General features: G+C 38.7%; 1 protein-coding gene. It reads left to right on the top strand.

The window, feature by feature from the left end; translation table 11 throughout:
- Positions 1-24,390 (top strand): autotransporter-associated beta strand repeat-containing protein (locus AC8IG9_RS06015; RefSeq protein ID WP_507425894.1); only part of this gene is annotated, 24,390 nt, incomplete at its 5' end.

Below are 24,390 nucleotides of genomic sequence, written 5' to 3'. Positions count from 1 at the left end.
GCTGTTGGATCTGGAACTGCACTTGGAACAATAACAATTTCTAAATCTGCAGGAACAACATTCTCAAGTACAGTAAACGCTGCAACAATTGCAATATCAGATTCAAAAGCTTCAACGTCTGTTACATTTAGTGGCAACGTTACCGCAACAACAGGATTAACGGTTACTGGAACATTAAATGCTTACAACGTAGTATTTAATGGATCAAGCAACACAATAGCTGGAGCTACAACATTTAGTAATATAGGAACTGTTACTTTAGTTAGTGGCGGAGGCTCTTCTACATTTACAGGCGGAGTTACAGCAACTATACCAAGCCAAGTTAATATTGGTGGAACTGTTCAATCTACAAATTATACAATATCAATTGGGGATTCTGACACCCCAACAGTTCTAACTGCAAATACAACTATCTCTGCTGGTAACGGTGCGATTACTTTAGGCGGAACAGTTAATGGTGCTTACACATTAGATGTTAACACAACAGGCACTACAACATTCTCAGGAATTATCGGGGCAGGAACTGCATTAACAAGTTTAACTACAAACACAGGTGGAACAGTTGCAATTAATACAACTGCAATTACAACAACTGGTGCGCAAACATTTAACGAGAACGTTACTCTAGGATCAGATCTTACTTTAACTTCAAACTCATCTGGCAACATTACTTTTGGTGGAACAATTGAGAGCACTACATCTGCAAGAGCGTTAACAGTTAACACATCTGGAACTACAACATTCAGTGGAACAGTTGGCGCAACACTTCCTTATCTTGCAAGCGTTACAACAAACACAGGCGGAACAACTGCAATTAATGGTGGCTCTGTTAGAACAACAGGTGCGCAAACTTATAACGACAACGTTACTTTAGGAGCGGATACTACTTTAACTGCAACTACAGTTTCTTTTGCAGGAACTTTAGATAGCACAACATCAGCTAGAAATTTAACATTTGGAGCAAGTACTGGAAACGTAACATTTACTGGTGCAGTTGGATCTACACTTGCACTTGGAACAATTACAAACGTTGCGGGTGAATTATTAACATTCTCTGATGGAGTTGCAGCTACAACAATTGCAAACTATGGTACATTATTATTCCAAGCGTCTTCTGCTAAAACAGTATCGGCTAATATTACAGACAATGGCACAACAACTATTCAAGTAATAAATAGTGCAGACACTACTATATCTACAATTACATTCTCAGGCACAGTTGTTACAGACACATTAACTATTGGAAGCTCTACTAAATCAGGAAATGCATTATTCACTGGCGCAAGTGGAGTTACAGTTAACACGGCAACAACTATTACAGGCGGAAATACTGCAACATCTGAAAATTCTACAGCTACATTTAATTATGCATTAAGCGGAAGCGGACCAGTTACTTTAGATGACACTACATCAGGTGGAACAGCTACAATTGTTTTTGATGGTGCTAACAGTGTAACAATTGCTTCAGCCATCGCAGGCGCTTCAGCAGGTGAAGGAACAATTAGCATTACTGGAACTGTTAAAACATTTACAGGAGAAATCGGCGGAACAAGTGGCGCTACTAATGTAGGAGCAATTAATATTGCAGGTGGTCAAACAGGAACTTTCAAAAATAACGTTGCTGCTACTGCAATAACTATTGGAACATCAACTACCGACGGAACAATGATAATTGATTCTGCGGGTACTCCTGCTGCAATTACAGTTAGAGGTACAATTAATGGAACAGCAGTTAACACTGGACATTTAACAGTACAGAATAGCGGTGGCACAACATTTACAGGAATTATCGGTGGAACAACACGTATCGATGCATTAACTATTTCACAAGCAACAACATTCCAAGCTGCAGTTTCTGCTACAACATTATCTACAACAGCTGCAATTTCTAATGGTACGACTTTAAACATATCAAGCACATCTAGTATTGGTGCTAATGTTACAACATCAAGCACACAACTTTACTCAGGCGCAGTTACATTAACAGCTAACACAACACTTGCTGGCTCAACGGTTACAACCTTTGTAGTTAATGGAGGCGGTTTCTCTTTAGCAATTACAGGTAACGAAGTAATTAATGGTGCAATTAGTAATGCAACTTCTTTCAGCGTATCAGGAACAACACTTCTTGGTGCTAGTGTTACTACAACAACGGGTGGACAAACTTACACAGGTGCAGTTACTTTAACTGGAAGCCCTACATTACTAGCTCCAATCGGAACTATTTTATTCAGCTCAACACTTGATGGGGCTAACACTTTAACAATTACCAATAGCGGTGGAGCTAACACTGGAGATGTAACATTTACAGGAGCTGTTGGAGGAACAACTTCTCTTACGGGTCTTACAATTACAACAGATGTATTAACTGCAGCTGCAATTAGATCTACAGGAACACTAAGTGTTACAAATAGTGGCGCAAGTTCAATCACAGGAATTATCAGCGATGGTGCAACTGCTTTAGCAGTAACAAAACTTGGTACAGGTACATTAACTTTATCAGGTAACAGCACGTATACCGGACAAACAACAGTAAGTGCAGGAACACTTAAGTTTGCACCGGATGCCTTTAGCATGACTTTAAGTGGAGCGTTTGTAAATAATGCTACCACTGAATATGTTGGAGCCAATAATGCTACACTCCAATTAAGTGGTTCGACATCGGGTACAGGAATATGGAATATAACAACGCCTCTTGCTGGTTCAGATCAGTGGCTTAATCGAATTACAATTACCGGCACTGTGACTACTTCTGGTCAATTCACTGTAACCAATAACGGAAATTTATGGTTTTTGGGCAGCAACATCAATTCGACCTCACCAATCAACCTAAATGGTGCAAACACATTTTTGAGAGTTTATGGAGGCAGCAGTCCAACTATTAGAACTGGTATTATTACAGGAACTGGTGCAATTGATTTTTCCGATGCTGGTGGTGGTGCTAACCCTATAACATTATCCGTTGGTAATGATAGTGGCACAGGAACTTTTAGTGGCGTAATTGCAAATTCTAATAACACTCAAGCTTTAAATATTACAAAAGCTGGAACTGGTACTTGGACGGTATCAGGATCTAATACTTACACAGGTCTTACAACAATTTCTGCTGGAACATTAAAATTAGGTGCCACTGGTGGCGCAACAAATACACCTCTTGGAACAACGGCAGCTGGAACAGTTGTTTCTACAAACGGAACTCTTGACCTTGCAGGTTATACTTTAGGAACTGCAGAAGCATTAACTCTTAACGGCACAGGAACAAGTTCAATTGGTGCTTTAATGAACAGTGGATCTGCTGCAACTTATTCAGGTTTAATTACTTTAGGATCCGACAGTTCAATTATCGGAGGAACTGGAACAATTAATATTAGCAATGTCGGAACAATTACTGGAGCAGGTTTTGGATTAACATTAGGTGGAGCACAAGGCGGAACACTTACAAGTATTTTAGGAACAACAACTGGAACTCTGACTAAACAAGATGCGGGTACTTGGACGTTATCAGGAAACAATACTTACACAGGAACCACAACAGTAAGCACTGGCGGTACACTTGCAGTAACTGTTAATAATGGACTTGGAACAAATGGTGCAGGAACAACAGTTGCATCAGGTGCTACTTTAGATTTACAAAACGTAACTTATTCAACAACAGAAGCATTAACCGTTAATGGCGGAACTATTAAAACATCAACTGGCACTTCTTCTTTTGCAGGAACTATAACTCTTGGCGCTACTTCAACAGCTGATGTTGGCGGCACTCAGTTAACTTTATCAGGCATAATTTCTGGAACGGGTTTCGGATTAACAAAAACTTCTTCAGGTATTTTAGTATTATCAGGAACAAACACTTACACAGGTGTCACAACAATTAATGCTGGAACATTAAGCGTTGGAACAATTGGAAATGGTGGAGTTGCAGGAAACTTAGGACAAGCCGCTAGCACTGCTACTAACTTAGTATTAGGTGGTGGTACCTTAAGTTACACAGGTTCAACTGCAACATCAGATAGAGCCTTTACAATAACTGCAGGTACTACTGGAACCATCTTTACTGATGCTGCATTAACATTAGCAGGAGCAACTGGGACAACAACTACTGGTGCGCTTACTAAAACAGGTACAGGCACATTAAGTTTAACTGGCGTAAATACATATTCTGGAACAACAACAATTTCTGCTGGTACATTAGCAATCACAGGATCAGGTTCATTAGGATCGGGTGCTTATGCAGGAGCAATAGCTAATAGCGGTGCATTTATTTATTCATCTTCTTCAACACAAACTTTATCTGGGATTATTTCAGGAACAGGAACTTTAACTAAAAACACAGACTCATCTTCAGTTTTAACATTATCTAATACAAATACTTATTCAGGAATTACAACTATTAGCAAAGGTACAATTGCAATTACTGCTGATGCTAACTTAGGCGCAGCACCAGGAAGCGTAAGCGCAACACAATTAACTTTAAGTGGCGGAAATTTACGTACAACAGGAACTTTCTCATTAGCAACTAACAGAGGAATTACTTTAGGAACAGGCGGAGGAGGAATTGATGTAGTTAGTGGTACTTTAACTTATCCTGGAGCAATAGTTGGAGCTAATACCTTTACTAAATATGGAAGTGGAACTTTTGTACTTACAGGAAGTAAAACTGGAACTGCTTACGTTGTAGTTTATCAGGGTACATTTACTGTAGAAGCAGACGCTCCTGTTTTGACTGGCCAAACTTTTACAGGCGCTGGAAGTTTAATTATTCAATCATCGGGTACAAGTTTTAGTCCAACATTTGAGGCATCAGGCCTTTCGCTTGTTGGAAGTACTGGTACAGCACCAACAGAACCAGTTTCTACAGACGGAGTAAATCGTAGCGCTCTGATGGGAACTTTAACTATTGGTAAATCTGGAAATTTAGGAACTATTAACATTAGCGGAAATATTACAACTGCTGGAAACCAAACTTTCTATGGTCCAGTTACTTTAAGCGCAAATATTACTACAACTGTTACATCTGGAATTATTAATTTTACCGGAACTGTAAATAGCAGCAACTCTACTCCAAGAAACTTAACAACAAGTGGTGGAACTCTTAAACTTGATGGAATTGTTGGCGCAACACAGCCGCTTGGTGCAATATCTATTACAGGAGCACTTGATCTTAACGCAGCAATCACAAGTGCAGCTTCATTAACAGTATCAAGTACTACTGATTTGGGAGCAAGTGTTACAACATCTGGAGTTCAAACTTATTCAGGCGCAGTTACATTATCTGCAACCACTACATTAACTGGAACGACAATTACAAATTCATCAACGATTACTGGAGCTGGTTCCTCTTTAACTGTAACAGGTAATTCAGTAATTGATGGTGCGATTTCAGGCGTTAATATATTTAGCGTATCAGGAACAACAAGCCTTGGTGCAGATGTTTCTACAACTAATACACAAACATATTCTGGCGCTGTTACGGTAAATGGTGCCGCAAGAACTTTAACAACAACAGGTGATAACGTTACATTCTCAAGCACAGTAAATAGTGACTCGGGTGGAGCTAGAAATTTAACTATTGCAACAGGAACTGCAGCGACTGTTCAGTTTAATGGAATTGTTGGCGGTACTTATGCATTAGGCGCAATTGCAATCACAGGAACAAGCGCTGCATTAGATCTTAATGCTGCAATTACAAGCGCTACTTCATTATCAGTATCAGGAACTTCTGATTTAGGAGCAAACGTTACAACAACTGGAACACAAACTTACACAGGTGCAGTTACATTAAGTACAAGCCCTACATTAACCACAACAGCAAATACAATTACTTTCTCAAGCACAGTTAATGCTGTTGATGCAACAGATAGAGATTTAACATTTGCAACAGGTACTGGAACTGTAACATTTACAGGTGCGGTTGGAACATCTTTCAATTTAGGAACAATTACTAATGCTTCAGGACAACAATTAACATTCTCGGATGCAGTAACTGCAAATACAATTGCTAACTACGGTACATTATTATTTAACGCAACTACAGCTAAAACAATATCACCTGATATTACTGATAACGGAACAACAACCGTTCAAGTAATTAGCAACGCAGATAGTAATATTTCACTTATTACATTCTCAGGTAACATTGCAGCAGATACAATAACTGTTGGAAGCTCTGCTAAAGCAGGTTCTGCATTATTTAATGGAACAATATCTGGAACAAATATTAGTGTTATCGGCGGAGATGCAGCGTCAAGCGCTGAAAATTCTCAAGCAACATTTGCAAACACAGTAACAGTTACTGCAATTAGCTTAGATAATAATGCTTCTACAGCTACAGTTACTTTCTCAGGAACAGCAACAACAATTACCGGAACAATTAACGGCGCTGCTGCAGGAGAGGGAACAATTGTTGTTTCTGGAACTCCAACATTTGCAAGTACAATTGGAAATTCATTTAGACCAGCGCAATTAACAATTAATGGCGCAACTACATTCCAAGCTGCAGTTCAAACAACTTTATTAACAACAACAGCTGGTTCTTCTGGAACAACATTAGATGTTTCAGGAGCTTCAAGCATTGGGGCGGACTTTACAACATCTGGAAATCAAACTTATACAGGCAACGTTACATTAACTGCTGCAGGTCAAACATTAACAACAACATCTAATGGGAATATTAGTTTTGGTGGAACAATTACAGGCGCTGCAAAACATTTAGCTTTAAATACAGGTCTTACATCTGGAACGATTAGTGTAACAGGCGCTGTTGGATCTGCTGGAAACGCTGTACAAATAACAATTTCTCAATCCGCAGGAACAACATTCTCAAGTACAGTAAATGCTACAACACTTACTTTGAGTGATACTACAGGGACAATTACATTCACCGGGGCATTGACTGCAACAACACTTACCACTGCAGTAAAAGCTTATAACGTTGCAATTAATGGCGGTGGTACAATTACAAACGCTGCAACTTTCTCTAATACAGGTACTCTTACTTTAGGTGGCACGACTGCATTCACAGCAGGAGTTACTGCAACATCTCCAACAACAGTTTATCTTGCAGGAACAGTTACTGCAGCAGGAACAGGAGTTATTAATTTAGTAGGTACATCGGCTACACCAGTTTCTGTGACTGCAAACTCTACAGTTGGCGGAACATCAACAGGAGCTATTACTTTAGGAGCTGCAACATTAGCAGATAACGTAACGTTAACTGTTGGTGGTGGTGCTTATGCTGCAAATATTACTTTGTCTACAGTTACAGGTACAGCAGCAGGTTTATCTTCTAACCTAACAATTAATACAACAGGTACAGTTTCTGTTGGTACAGTTGGAACTGACATTGGAACAGTAACAGTTACTCAATCAGGTGGAACAACATTCTCGAGTACAGTAGATGCGGCAACAATTACTTTAAGCGACAGTACAGCTTCTGCAAATATTACATTTAGTGGTAACGTTACTGCAACAACAGGATTATCAGCCGCAGCAGGAACGGCTGCTTACAACGTAGTATTTAATGGATCAAGTAACACAATAGCAGGAGCAACTACTTTTGCTAACACAGGAACAGTTACTCTTGGAAATGGTGGAGACACAATAAATTTTACTGGCGGAGTAGTTGCAACTGCTCCAAGCAGCATCAATTTAAATGGAACTGTTACTGCAGCAGGAACAGGAGTTATTACTTTAGGAGATGCTAACACAGGCATCAGTGTTGGTGGCAACTCAACAGTTGGCGGAACATCAACGGGAGCTATTACTTTAGGAGCTGCAACTTTAGTAGATGGCGTTACTCTTACAGTTGGAACAGGAATTGCAAATACATTAAGTTTATCTTCAGTTACAGGAACAGCATCTGGTTTATCTTCTAACTTAACTATTAATACAACAGGAACGGTTACAGTAAGCGGTGCAGTTGGAACAGATATTGGAACAATAACAGTTACTCAATCAGGCGGAACAACATTCTCAAGTACAGTAGATGCGGCAACAATTACTTTAAGCGACAGTACAGCTTCTGCAAATATTACATTTAGTGGTAACGTTACTGCAACAACAGGATTATCAGCCGCAGCAGGAACGGCTGCTTACAACGTAGTATTTAATGGATCAAGTAACACAATAGCAGGAGCAACTACTTTTGCTAACACAGGAACAGTTACTCTTGGAAATGGTGGAGACACAATAAATTTTACTGGCGGAGTTACTGCAACAGTACCAAGCCAAGTTAATATTGGTGCAATAGTTACTGCAACAAATTCAAATATTTCAATTGGAGACTCTAACACTCCTACAGTTTTAACTGCAGACTCTACTATCTCTGGAAATACATCTGGAAATATTACTTTAGGCGGAACAGTTAATGGTCTATTCGCTTTAACTCTTAATACTACAGGAACAACTACACTTTCAGGAACAGTTGGTGACAGCTCTGCTCTAACAAGCTTAATTACAAATGCTAGCGGAACAACAGCAATCAATGGTGGCTCTGTTAGAACTTCAGGATCACAAACATATAACGATAACGTTACTTTAGGAGCTGGCACAACTCTAACAACTACTTCTAACGGTAGCGTTTCATTTGCAGGAACAGTTACTGGAGTTCAATCATTAAGTATTACAACTAATGGAACTGGAGACACAACATTTACTGGAGCGGTTGGCGCAACTAATTCTCCAACATCGATTACTATTTCAACAGATGTATTAACTGCAGCTGATATTAAATCTACAGGAACATTAAGTGTTACGAATACTGGTGCAAGTTCAATCACAGGAATTATTAGTGACGGTGGTTCTGCTTTAGCAGTAACAAAAGCTGGAGCTGGTACGTTAACTTTATCAGGAGCAAACACTTTCACAGGCGTTACAACAATAAACCTTGGAACATTAAGTGTTGCAACAATAGGAAATGGTGGAGTTACAAGCGGTAATCTAGGTTCCGCAACTAACGCTGCTACTAACCTTGTATTAGGTGGTGGTACTTTACAATATACAGGCGTAACTGCTTCAACAGATAGAAACTTTACAATAACTGCAGGAACAACAGGAACTATTGAAGTTTCAACTCAGGCAACTGATTTAACAATCAGTGGTGCAGCAGCTTCTACTTCAGGAGCTCTTACAAAAACTGGAACTGGAAGATTAATTTTATCAGGCGCTAATGCTCACACAGGTCTTACAACAGTTTCTGCAGGTGTATTAAGAGCTGCAAATAATACTGCACTTGGAACAACTGCATCAGGCACAACTGTTGCAAGTGGAGCTGCATTAGAATTATCAGGCGACATTACAATTGGCGCTGAAGCGTTAACATTAAACAATACTGGTATTGGCGGAGCTGGATCTTTAAGAAATATTTCAGGAAGCAACAGTTATGCTGGTGCAATTACTTTATCTACAAGCTCAGTACGAATTAATAGTGATACTGGAAGCACATTAACATTAAGCGGAGGTATCGATAATGGCGCTATAGGGCTTACGTTCGGTGGAGTAGGTAATACCATAATGAACACAGCAGCTATAGGTTCAGGAGTTACTAAAACTGGAGCGGTAACTAAAGACGGATCGGGTACATTAACATTTAATTTCGCTAATGCTTACACAGGTCTAACATTAGTTTCTGATGGAAGTTTAACTTACGGAGTTAACGATGCAATTTCTTCAGGAGCAGTTACAGTTAATGGTGCTAATGCAGTATTAGCTTTAGGATCTTACACAGACACGGTTGCTGATATTACTTTAACTGCAGGATCAATCACTGGAACAGGATCTAGCACACAAGGAATATTAACAGGCACAAATAATATTTATTTAACTCCATCAACAGGAGTTACAGTTTCAGTATCAGCAAGTTTAGGAGGATCAGGAGCAACACTTCAGCATACAGGAGCTGGAACAGCAAATTTAAGTGGTTACAATACTTACGGTGGAGCGACTTGGATTAATGCAAGTGGTGGTGTACTTGCAATTACAGGATCAGGTTCATTATCACCAACGTCAGCTGGAGTTTACTCAAATCATATTAATATTGGATCTGGTGCAACATTTAAATATTCATCAAGTGCAAACCAAACTCTTCAAACAGGAACTATTCAGGGACTTGGAAATTTAACTAAAGACACTGATGCTTCTTCAGTTTTAACATTAACAGGAACAAACACTTACACAGGCGTTACAACAATTAATGCTGGAACATTAAGTGTTTCAACAATTGGAAATGGTGGAGTTGCTGGAAACTTAGGACAAGCAACTAGCACCGCTACTAACTTAGTATTAGGTGGTGGTACTTTAAAATACACAGGTGTAACCGCTTCAACAGATAGAGCTTTTACAATAACTAATAGCACAACTGGAACTTTTGAAATTTCCAGCAACACAGCTGATTTAACAATTAGTGGTGCAGCAGCTACTACTTCAGGAGCACTTACAAAAACTGGAACTGGAAGATTAATTTTATCAGGCGCTAATGCTTACACAGGCGTTACAACAATTTCTGCAGGTGCATTAAGAGCATCTAACGCTTCAGCACTTGGAAATATAAGCTCTGGAACAACAGTTGCAGATGGAGCTGCTTTAGAAATTACAAGTACAATTAACGCTGAACCTTTAACTTTAAATGGAAGTGGAATTAGTTCTGGTGGAGCTTTAAGAAGCATCTCAGGAACAAACACTTATGCCGGCGCTATTACACAAGCTTCTGACTCACGAATTAATTCTGACTCTGGAACGTTAACATTAGATGTTGCAACTGGAAGCGCAATTACTGGAACTTATAACATAACTTTTGGTGGATCAGGCAACACTACAGTTGCAGATCCAATTGCCACAAGTACTGGAACATTAACTAAAGATGGATCGGGCACATTAACTTTATCTGGCGTTAACACTTACACAGGAGCAACAACAATTTCTGCTGGAACAGTTGCTATTACAGGATCAGGTTCACTAAACTCAGGCAGCTATGCAGGAGCAATAGCTAATAGCGGTACATTCATTTATTCATCTTCAGCAACACAAACTTTATCTGGAGTTATTTCAGGAACTGGAGCTTTAACTAAAAACACAAGTGCATCTTCAGTTTTAACATTATCTAATACAAATACTTACACAGGCGTTACAACAATTAACGCTGGAACATTAAGTGTTGGAACAATTGGAAATGGTGGAGTTGCAGGAAACTTAGGACAAGCAACTAACTCTGCATCTAATTTAGTATTAGGTGGTGGTACTTTACAATACACAGGCTCAACTGCTTCAACAGATAGAAACTTTACAATAACTGCAGGAACAACAGGAACTTTTGATATCACTACTAACACTTTAACAGTTAGTGGATCTGCAGCTGCTACAACAGGAAATCTTACTAAAACAGGTTCTGGAATATTAATTTTAACTGGAACAAACTTACAAACGGGAATTGTTACTATTAATGCTGGAACATTAAGCGTTGGAACAATTGGCAATGGTGGAAGTACTTCTAGTAAATTAAGCGCAGCTACTAATGCTAACACTAACTTAGTATTAGGTAACGGAACTTTAATATACACGGGAGCAGGAGAAACATCAGATAGAGCATTCACAATAAGTGCTGGCACAACTGCAACTATTGATAACAGCGCTACATTAACATTAGCAGGAGCAACCGGAACAACAACAACGGGTGCACTTACTAAAATAAATTCAGGTACATTAAATTTAACTGGCGTAAATACTTACACTGGCACAACAACAATTTCTGTTGGTACTTTAGCAATTACTGGATCAGGTTCATTAAACTCAGGTAGCTATGCCGGAGCAATTGTGAACAATGCTGCATTTATTTACTCATCATCTGCAACACAAACTTTATCTGGAGTTATTTCAGGAACTGGATCTTTAACTAAAGACACAGGTTCATCTTCAGTTTTAACATTATCTAATACAAATACTTATTCTGGAATTACAACAATTTCTGCTGGTACAATTTCAATTAGCGCTGACACTAACTTAGGTGCTGTGCCAGGATCTGTAGCTGCAACACAACTAACTTTAAGTGGCGGAATTTTACAAACTACAGCAGATTTAACTTTAGATTTAACTTTAGCAACTAATAGAGGAATTACTCTTAGCACAGGCGGTGGAACTATTAATGTAAATAGTTCAACGACAACAATTTATGGTGGAACAATATCAGGACTTACAACTTTTACTAAAGATGGCGCGGGTACTTTTGTTTTAACAGGAACTAAAACAGATAATGATGGAACAAATCCAACTTATGTAATTATTAAGCAAGGCCGTTATATCGTAAGATCTAACAATCCAGTTATTGTTAGCCAAACTTTTACAGGAGCTGGAGATTTAGTTATTGAGCCAGCAAGCACAAGCTTTAGTACAATTCCTCTTGATACGTTAAATATTAAACTTGTTGACGTTGTAAGTGGCGTTCCAAACAGCGGATTGTTAGGAACTTTAACCGTTGGTAAATCTGGAAACACAAGCAGAATAAATATTAGCGGAGCACTATCAACAGTTGGAAACCAAACTTTCTACGGTCCTGTTACCTTAAGTGCAGATATTGCATTAACTACAACATCAGGAACCGTTTGGTTTACTGACGCTGTAAACAGCGATAACGCTACACCAAAAAATTTAACTATAAGCGGAGGAATTCTTAAACTAGATGGAATTGTTGGCGGAACCGCTCCTATAAATAATATTACAACTACAAACGGCGGTACGTTAGATCTTAATGCTGCAATTACAGGTGCTGCATCATTAACGGTTGCTGGAGTTTCTGATTTAGGTGCTGATGTTACAACATCTGGAGGGCAGACTTACACAGGCGCAGTTACAGTTTCAGGAACTGGTCCTAGAACATTAACAGGTACAACAATTACTAACTCATCAACATTAAGCGGAGGTTCTATTGCTTTAGCAATTTCTGGTAACTCTTCAATTGGTGGAGCTATTACATCAGTTACTAACTTTAGCGTATCAGGAACAACAGGTATTGGTGCTAACGTTTCAACAACTGGAACACAAACTTACACAGGCGCAGTTACACTAAACAGTGCTGATAGAATTTTAACAACAACTTCTGCTTCTGCAGGTGACACTATTGTTTTCGGTTCAACAGTAAATAGTGATGGAGCTACGCCAAGAGCTTTAACACTTACCTCAGGTGGAGCTACTCCAACTATTAGATTTAATGGTGTAGTTGGTGGAACAAACCCATTGGGCGCAATTGCAATTACAGGTGCACTTGATCTTAATGCTGTTATTCAAAAAACATCTGACAGTTCAGCGGGAGCTACTTCATTAACTGTATCAGGAGTTTCTGATTTAGGTGCAAACGTTAATACATCTGGAATACAAACTTATTCGGGCGCAGTTACATTAAGTGGAGCGGATAGAACATTAACTGGAACAACTATTACAAACTCTTCAACAATTACTGGAGCTACATTCTCTTTAACTGAAACAGGCAATGCAGTTATTAACGGTGCAATTTCAGGAGTTAATATATTCAGCGTATCAGGAACAACAAGTCTTGGAGCTAACGTTTCAACAACTGGAACACAAACTTATACAGGTGCAGTTACAGTAAATAGTGCTGATAGAACTTTAACAACAACAGGTGATAACGTTACATTCACAAGCACAGTAAACAGTGACTCGGGTGGAGCTAGAAGTTTAACTATTGCAACAGGAACTGCAGCTACGGTTCAATTTAATGGAACTGTTGGAAATACTTATGCACTAAATGCAATTGCAATCACAGGAACAAATGCTGGATTAGATCTTAGAGCTGCAATTACAAACGCTACTTCATTGTCAGTATCAGGACCTTCTAGTTTAAGAGCTAACGTTACAACAACTGGAAACTCACAAACTTACACAGGTCCAGTTACATTGTATGCAAATGATACATTAACTGATGCAGGAAATATTCTATTCAGCTCAACAGTAGATGGTGCTTATTCTTTAACCATTGTTAACACTAGTTCAGGAAATATAACATTTACAGGTGCTGTGGGTGGAACAACTCCTCTTACAGGACTTGATATTACAACAAATACATTAACGGCAGCTGCAATTAAATCTACAGGAACATTAAGTGTTAATAATGCTCTAGCAAGTTCAATCACAGGAGTTATTAGTGATGGCTCAACTGCTTTAGCAGTTACAAAATCTGGAGTTGGTACATTAACTTTATCTGGAGCTAACACTTACACAGGAGGCACTACTATTTCTAATGGTGTTGCTCAAGCTGGAATTTCTTCAACGGGTTCAGTTACAAACGGTGCATTTGGTACAGGCTCTGTAACAGTAAACACTGCTGGAGCAATTGACTTAAATACTTACACAGTTTCAAATGCTTTAACTTTATCTGGCACTGGTTACAGTTCATCAGGTGCTCTTTATAATTCTCACTTAACAACAGGTGCTACTGCTTCAGGCAATATTACTTTAGCTGGTGCTACTACTATTAAAAATAGCACAGGTTCAGGTACTTTAACTTTATCAGGCACAATTGATGGAGCTCAAGCTTTAACTATCACTAACAGCACTGGCCCAGTTGCTTTAAACGGAAACGTTGGAGCAAGCACAGCTTTAACAAGTCTTTCAGTTTCTGGAGCTTCTATATTAGGAGCTAACGTTACAACATCTGGAACACAAACTTACACAGGTGCAGTTACATTATCTGCAAGTCCAACATTAACTACAACGGCAAATACAATTACTTTCTCAAGCACAATTAATGCTGTTGATGCAACAGATAGAGATTTAACATTTGGAACAGGTACTGGAACTGCAACATTTACAGGTGCGGTTGGAACAACTTTCAATTTAGGAACAATTACTAATGCGTCAGGACAACAATTAACATTCTCTGATAACGTAACTGCAAATACAATTGCTAACTTCGGCACATTATTGTTTAACGCAACTTCAGCTAAAATAATAACACCAGCAATTACAGATAACGGTACAACTACTATTCAAGTTATAAATAGTGCTGATGGTGCACCTGGAATTATTACATTCTCAGGTAACGTTGCAGCTGACACAATAACTATTGGAACAACTACAAAAGCGGGTTCTGCATTATTTAACGGAACAGTTACTGGAACAAATATTAATATTGTTGGTGGAGACTCATTAGAAGCTTCCCTTGGTAACTTTGCATCTACTGTAACTGTTACTGCAATTACTTTAGATGATAACACAGCAACAGCTTCAGCTACGTTCTCAGGAACAACAGCAACAATTACTGGAACAATTAATGGTTTAGCTACAACTGAAGGAACAATTACAGTTTCTGGAACTGGAAAAACATTTGCAAGTGCAATTGGTGCTACAAATCCTTTATCGACTATAACTATTAGCGCTGGCACAACGACATTTAACAGCACAGTTGCTGCAACAACTATTAACGCAAACTCAGGAACAACTATTACAGGCGCTGTTACTGCAACGACATTTGGAACTACAGCTGCAGCTTATAACATTGCAATTAATGGTGGCGGTACAATTACAAATGCTGCAACTTTCTCTAACACTGGAACTCTTACTTTAGCTGGCACAACAACATTTACAGCTGGTGTTACCGCAACTGCTCCAAGCCAAGTTAATATTGGTGGAACTGTTCAATCAACGAATACTGCAATATCAATTGGAGATTCAGACACACCAATAGTTTTAACTGCAAACACAATTATTTCTGGAAACACAACTGGAAATATTACTTTAGGTGGAACAATTAATGGTGCTTACACTTTAGATCTTAATTCAACAGGAACAACTACACTTTCAGGAATTATTGGTGCCTCAACTGCTTTAACAAGTTTAACGACAAACACAGGTGGAATAACTGCAATTAATACAACTGGAATTACAACAACAGGCACACAAACTTATAACGATAACGTTACATTAGGTGCAAACACTACTTTAGTTACAACATCTAATGGAAATATTAGTTTTGTTGGAACAATTACAAACGTTTCAGCGCAAAATTTAATTTTAGATACAGGTCTTACATCTGGAACAATTAGCGTAACGGGTGCTGTTGGATCTGGAACTGCACTTGGAACAATAACAATTTCTAAATCTGCAGGAACAACATTCTCAAGTACAGTAAACGCTGCAACAATTGCAATATCAGATTCAAAAGCTTCAACGTCTGTTACGTTTAGCGGTAACGTTACCGCAGGAACAGCATTAACAGTTGCTGCAGGAACAGGCGCTTACAACGTAGTATTTAATGGATCAAGCAACACAATTGCTGGAGCGACTACTTTCTCTAATACAGGAACTGTTACTCTTGGAAATGGTAGTGACACAATAGCATTTACAGGAGGAGTAGTTGCAACTAATCCAAGTAGCATTAATTTAAATGGAACTGTTACTGCTGCAGGAACAGGAGTTATTACTTTAGGAGATGCTGATACAGGTATCAGTGTTGGTGGAAACTCAACGGTTGGTGGAACATCAACAGGAAATATTACATTAGGAGCTGCAACTTTAGCAGATGGCGTTACTCTTACAGTTGGAACAGGAATTGCAAATACATTAAGTTTATCTTCAGTAACAGGAACAGTAGGTAGCACGGCTTCTAACTTAACTATTAATACAACAGGCGCAGTTACAGTTAGTGGTACAGTTGGAACTGATATTGGAACAGTAACGGTTACTCAATCAGGCGGAACAACATTCTCAAGTTCAGTAGATGCTGCAACAGTTACATTAACAGCAACAACTGGAACTATTACATTCACAGGCTTTGTTACGGCAACAACATTTGGTACTGCAGCCGCAGCTTATAACATTGCAATTAATGGTGGCGGTATAATTACAAATGCAGTTACTTTTTCTAATACAGGAACACTTACTTTAGTAGGAGTGACAATTTCGGGAGGATTAGAATTTACAGGTGGAGTTACTGCAACTGCTCCAAGTCAGGTTAATATTGGAGGATTATTTAGATCAACAAATACACCAATATCAATTGGAGACTCAAATACGCCAACAGTTCTAACTGGAGATACAATTATTTTTGCAAACACAGCGGGTGACGTTACTTTAGGCGGAACAGTTAATGGTGCTTACACATTAATGATTAACACGACTGGCACAACAACACTTTCAGGAATTATTGGTGGATCAACTGCTTTAACAAGTTTAACAACAAACGCAGGTGGAACACTTGCAATTAACACAACTGCAATTACAACAACGGGTGCGCAAACTTTTGGTGAGAACGTTACTTTAGGAGCAGACGTTACTTTAACTTCAAGCTCATCTGGAAACATTTCTTTTGCTGGAACAATTGAGAGCACTACATCCGCAAGAGCGTTAACAGTTAACACTTCAGGAGCCACAACATTTAGTGGAACAGTTGGTGCAACCTCTCCTTACCTTGCTAGCGTTACAACAAATGCAGGTGGAACAACTGTAATTAATGGAGGATCTGTTAGAACAACAGGAGCTCAAACTTATGGTGATGCTATTACTTTAGGAGCCAATACTACTTTAATAGGTTCAACAATTACAAATAGCTCGACAATTGCAGGCGGTGGATACTCTTTAATAGAAACAGGAAATGCAGTTATCAGCGGTAATATTACAAATATTACAAGCTTAAGTATTTCTGGAACAACAAGCCTTGGTGCTAGTGTTACTACAACAACTGGCGGACAAACTTATTCAGGTGCAGTTACATTAACTGCAAGCCCAACATTAACAGCTCCAAGCGGAACTATTCTATTTAGTTCAACGGTTGATGGAGCTTATGCTTTAACTGTTACTAATAGCGGTGGAGCTAACACAGGAGATGTAACATTTACAGGAGCTGTTGGTGGAACAACTGCTCTTACAGGACTTACAATTACAACGGATGTATTAACTGCAGCTGCTATTAAATCTACAGGAACATTAAGTGTTACGAATGGTGGCACAAGTACAATTACAGGAATTATAAGCGATGGTGCTTCTGCATTAGCTTTAACAAAAGCTGGAGCTGGAACATTAACTTTATCCGCTGCTAATACTTATACTGGAAATACAACGATTAATGCTGGAACTTTAATTACAAGTGCAGTGGCTGACACATTAGCAATTAATGGCACTATTACAGTTGCAAGTGGCGCAACTTACCAATTAAACGAAACTGATGCAGTTGGAGCGATAACTGGCTCTGGTTCAATTGTTATAGCAAGCGGCAAGAAATTAACAACTACTGTAAATGGCACAACAAGTTTTGATGGAGTAATATCAGGCGCTGGTAATTTAACTAAATCAGGCTCTGGCACTTTAACTTTATCTGGAACAAATACTTACTCAGGTAAAACTAGTATTGCACAAGGTACATTAGCAATTAGCAGCGACTCAAATTTAGGTACAGCTCCAGCATCATATGTGTCTGATCAATTAACTATTGCAAATACTATGACTCTTTCATTGGCTGATGGAGTTATAATTAATGCTAACAGAGGAATAAATTTAGGTGGAGCTAGTATTATTACTAATGCTGGAACAGGTAGTATTTTAAGTATTATCAGCGGAAGTGCATTAACTAAATCTGGAACAGGTACATTAATTTTATCAGGTGCTAACACTTACACAGGCGGAACTACTATTTCGAGTGGTATTGTACAAGCTGGAATTTCTTCAACGGGTTCAGTTACAAACGGTGCATTTGGTACGGGTGCTGTAACAGTAAGTTCTGGCGCAGCAATTGATTTAAATTCTTACACAGTTGCAAATGCTCTAAGTTTATCAGGAACTGGTTACCTTTCATCTGGTGCACTTTATAATTCTCATGCAACAGCAGGAGCTACTGCTTCAGGCAATATTACTTTAGCTGGAGCTACGACTATTAAAAATGATACAGGCTCAGGAACTCTAACTTTATCAGGCACAATTAATGGAGCTCAAGTTTTAACTATTACTAACAGCACTGGTCCTGTTGCTTTAAATGGAGCGGTTGGAGCGGGAACTGCTTTAACAAGTCTTTCAGTTTCTGGAGCTTCAACATTAGGAGCTAACGTTACAACATCTGGAACACAAACTTACACGGGTGCAGTTACATTAGCGAATTCTGACAGAACATTAACAGGCACAACAATCACAACTAACTCAACATTAGACGGCGCTTATTCATTAACAGTTACAGGTAATGCTGTATTTGGTGATGGCACTGGAACTGACACTGTAACTTTATCTGGAACTGGAAAAAATTTATCTGTTAGTGGAACTACAACACTTAAAGCAGATGTTTCAACATCTGGAACACAAACTTACACAGGTGCAGTTACATTAGCGACTGCTGATAGAACATTAACTGGAACTACAATTACTAACTCAAACACAATTAGTGGAGCTACATTCTCTTTAACTGAAACAGGAAACTCAGTTATTAACGGTGCAATCTCAGGCGTTAATATATTTAGCGTATCAGGAACAACAACTCTTGGCGCTAACGTTTCAACATCTGGAGCACAAACTTACACAGGAGCAGTAACTATTAGTGGATCTGCAACTACTAAAACATTAACTGCAACATCGAGCACAATTACTTTCTCGAGCACAGTAGATAGTTCGACATCAGGAGCAAATAATTTAACTTTTGGAGCTGGTTCAGGAAACGTAATATTTGCAGGAGCTGTCGGTGGAGCTACTAATGGAGCACTTGGAACAATTACTAACGTTGCAGGTGAGCAATTAACATTCTCAGATGCAGTAACTGCGACAACAATTGCTAACTACGGTACATTATTATTTAACGCAACTTCAGCTAAAACAATATCGCCTGCTATTACTGACAATGGCACAACAACTATTCAAATTATTAATAGTGCTGATGGTGCTCCAGGAATTATTACATTCTCAGGTAACGTTGCAGCTGACACAATAACTATTGGAACAACTACAAAAGCGGGTTCTGCATTATTTAATGGAACAGTAATACAAGGAACAACTACAAACATTAACGTTGTAGGTGGAAATGTTTCTGGCGAAAATTCATTAGCAAATTTTGCAAACACAGTAACTGTTACTGCAATTACTTTAGATGACAATACTGGAACAGCTGGAGTTACATTCTCAGGAACAGGAAAAACAATCACTGGAACTATTAATGGTTTAGCTGCAACAGAGGGAACAATTACTGTTTCTGGAGCAACTAACACATTTGTAAGTATTATTGGTGGATCTCAAAGACCAGCACAATTAACAATTAATGGCGCAACAACATTTGGAGCTGCGGTTTCAACAGCTGCATTAACAACAACTGCTGCTATTTCTAACGGAACAACGTTAGATGTTTCTGGAGCTTCAAGCATTGGCGCTAACGTTACAATAGCTAGCACACAAACTTACACAGGTGCTGTTACATTAACAGCCAACACAACACTTGCTGGTTCAACGGTTACAAACTCTTCAACAGTTGATGGAGGTGGTTTCTCTTTAACAATCACTGGTAACTCTTCAATTGGTGGAAATATTACTAACGCAACTTCATTCAGCGTATCAGGAACAACAAGTCTTGGTGCTAACGTTACTACAACAAATAACGGACAAACTTATTCAGGTGCAGTTACATTAACTGCAAGCCCAACATTAACAGCTCCAACTGGAACTATTTTATTTAGTTCAACAGTGAATGGAGCTAACACTTTAACAATTACTAATACAGGTGGATCTAGCACGGGAGATGTGACATTTACAGGAGCTGTTGGTGGAACAACTGCTCTTACAGGTCTTACAATTACAACAGATGTATTAACTGCAGCTGCTATTAAATCTACAGGAACATTAAGTGTTACCAATATTGGCGCAAGTACAATCACAGGAATTATTAGCGAAGGTGTTTCTGCTTTAGTAGTAACAAAAGCTGGATCAGGTACATTAATTTTATCTGGCGCTAACTCATATACAGGTCTTACAACAATTTCTGCAGGTGCATTAACAGCTGCAAATAATACAGCTCTTGGAACAACTGCATCAGGAACAACAGTTGCAAGTGGAGCGGCATTACAATTGTCAGGCACAATTACAATTGGTGCTGAAGCATTAACATTAAATGGTGATGGAATTAGTTCAGGCGGAGCTTTAAGAAATATTTCAGGCAACAATACTTATGGCGGATTAATTACTTTGGCTTCTGACTCTAGAATTAACTCTGACTCTGGAACATTAACTTTAAATAAATCTACAGACGCAATTACTGGAACTAACTTTAATTTAACAGTGGGCGGAAGTGGAAACACAACAGTTAGCACAATTATTAGCACAGGTTCTGGTACATTAACTAAAGATGGATCTGGCACATTAACTTTATCTGGAGCTAACACTTACGCAGGTGCAACTACAATTTCTGCAGGGGTGTTAACAGCTGCAAATAATACAGCTCTTGGAACAGTTGCTGGTGGAGTAACAGTTGCAGATGGTGCTGCATTACAATTATCAGGCGCAATTACAATTGGCGCTGAGGCGTTAACATTAAACGGAACTGGAATTAGTTCAGGTGGAGCTTTAAGAAATATTTCAGGAAATAATACTTATGGTGGTGCTATTACTTTAGCATCTAACTCAAGAATTAACTCTGACTCTGGATTGTTAACTTTAGATGTTGCAAGCGGTAACGGAATTACTGGAAGTTATAATATAACTTTCGGTGGAGCCAATAACATTTCAGTTGCAGACCCAATTGACACAAGCACTGGTACATTAACTAAAGATGGATCAGGCACATTATTCTTGTCAGGCGCTAATAATTACACAGGCGCTACAACAATTTCTGCAGGTATAATAAGAGCAAGTCATGCATCTGCTTTTGGAACAACAACTGGAGGCATAACAGTTGCTCAAGGTGCTGCTTTAGAATTAATAGGTGGAATTACAATTGCTACTGAAGCATTAACGTTAAATGGTGATGGAATTGCTTCAACTGGAGCTTTAAGAAATATAAGCGGCAACAATACTTATCAGGGAACAATTGATATTTCGTCATCAGCTTCTGGGGTGAGAATTAACTCTGACTCTGGAATTTTAACATTAAGCGGAAATATTAATAACGGTTCACAACTTCTAGTACTTGGTGGAGCGGGAAATATAGTTGTTAGCGGAGTTATTGGAAACGGCGCAGGGGCGGTTACCAAAACTGACGCTGGTACAGTAACTTTAACAGGAACGAACGCTTACACTGGTTTAACAACAGTTCTTGCCGGAACTTTAATTTTAGATCAAGCAGGAGTTACGGATGTGGGAACAGTAATTGATAACAGTGCAGCTGTAACTGTTAATGGTGGAACTTTACAATTAAATGACCGTGTAGAGGTTTTTGATACATTAACATTAACGAGCGGATCAGTAACAGTTGGCGCATCTGGCAACGCTATAACTGCTAATACTTATTTATTAAATCCAACATCAGGAACAACACACACTATTTATGCAGATTTAGGCAACATGTTTTCTTCACCGCTTACTATGTCTGGTTCAAGTGGCACAGTAGTTACATTGTATGGCTCTAATTCTTACATAGGCAATACAACAATTAATGGTGGAACTTTAAAAATAGGCGCAAACAATGTTATGCCAGATTCAAGTCAAGTAGTTATGGCAAATACAGCTGGAGCTATTTTAGATGTTAATGGCATGACTGATACAATTGGATCATTATCAGGTGGTGGAACTTCAGGTGGAAATATTACTTTAGGAACTGGCGGAGCTTTAACAGTAAATCAATTTAGTTTTGGAATATATAGCGGAGTTATTAGTGGAGCAGGTTCATTTACAAAATCAGGATACGGAACTTTATGGTTAAATAGAGCTAACACTTATAGTGGCGCAACAACAATTACAGAGGGAGAGATTATAGTAGGAGTTACTAATGCTTTACCAAACACTGCATTAACATTTACAGGTACTAGTAAGTTATTATTAATATTTAGTGACGTTACTCAAGACGTTGGTTCATTATCTGGTAACGGAGTAACGGGTGCTCAAATTAATTTAGCAAATAGATCTAACGTTTTAACAGTTACGCAAGCAGTTGATGGCACTTATTCTGGAACTATTATTGGGGATGGTGGCTTAACTAAAGCTGGATCTTCTACATTAACATTGGATGGCTCAAACACTTACACAGGAAAAACATTAATTAATGCTGGAATTATAAAAATCGGAGCAAACAACGTTATGCCTGATTACAGCGAAGTGGTTCTAGCAAATACATCTGGAGTTGCTTTAAATGTTAATGGCAAAACTGATACGATCGGGTCAATTTCTGGTGGTGGAACAACGGGTGGTAATATTACTTTAGGAACAGGTGGAGCTTTAACAGTAAATCAATTTACATTTGGAGATTACGCAGGCGTAATCAGTGGTGATGGATCATTTACTAAATCAAGTTACGGAGTATTAAGATTAACAAGAGTTAACACTTATACTGGCGCGACTGCAGTTACAGGTGGAGATTTAATCATTATGATTAATGGCGGAATTCCAAATACTGCTTTATCATTAACTGGAGCTGCTAGATTATTATTATTACAAGATGGTTTGTCATTAAATGTTGGAACATTATCAGGTGACTCTGGTGCTTTAGCTTGGTTATATCCAAACAGCACTTTAACTATCAATCAAACAAGCGATGCAACATTTGCTGGAATAATTAAAGACAATACTTCTGGAGCAGTTACTAAAACTGGAAGTGGAACTTTAACTTTAACAGGCGGTAGCACTTATCAAGGTCTAACAACTGTAAGTGCTGGTACATTAAATTTGGCAGCTAATAACGCCATCACAAGTTCTGTTTCAGTAGTGTTAGCAAATACAGCTGGAGTTGGATTAAATATTAATGGAACAACTCAAACGATCAGTTCGTTAGCTGGCGGCGGAGCTTCAGGTGGAAATGTTAGCTTAGGTAGTGGCGGCGGAGCTTTAACAATTTTACAAAGAATTTTCAGTGATTATTCAGGAGTAATTAGTGGCACAGGTACAGTTACAAAATCAGGAGCTGGCGTTTTAAGATTAAATGGTGCGAGCACATACACGGGTAATACAATTATAGCAGCTGGCGATATAATTATCGGTGGTAATAACGCGCTTCCTACTGGTTCAGCTCTTTCGTTCACAGGTAATGGAGCTAGATTGATAATGGTTGATCAAAATATCGGTCAACAATTTAGTTCGTTATCATCAACATCAGGATTGACTGGCGTTGGTATCATTGCTTACAGAACTGATGTTTTCACTTTAAGTCAGTCTGGTAACACTAATTTCTACGGCGATTTAATAGGAGGCTTTAGCTTTGTGAAAAGTGGAGCTGGTACGATAACTTTATCTGGCACACGTAGCGCAGTAGAGACGGTAAATGCAGGAGCTATAAATTAA

This window comes from Candidatus Allofontibacter sp., assembly GCF_040404065.1.
Lineage (GTDB): Bacteria > Pseudomonadota > Alphaproteobacteria > Pelagibacterales > Pelagibacteraceae > Fontibacterium.
The sequence above is the reverse complement of the archived record's forward strand: the minus strand, read 5'-3'. Positions and strand labels throughout refer to the sequence as shown.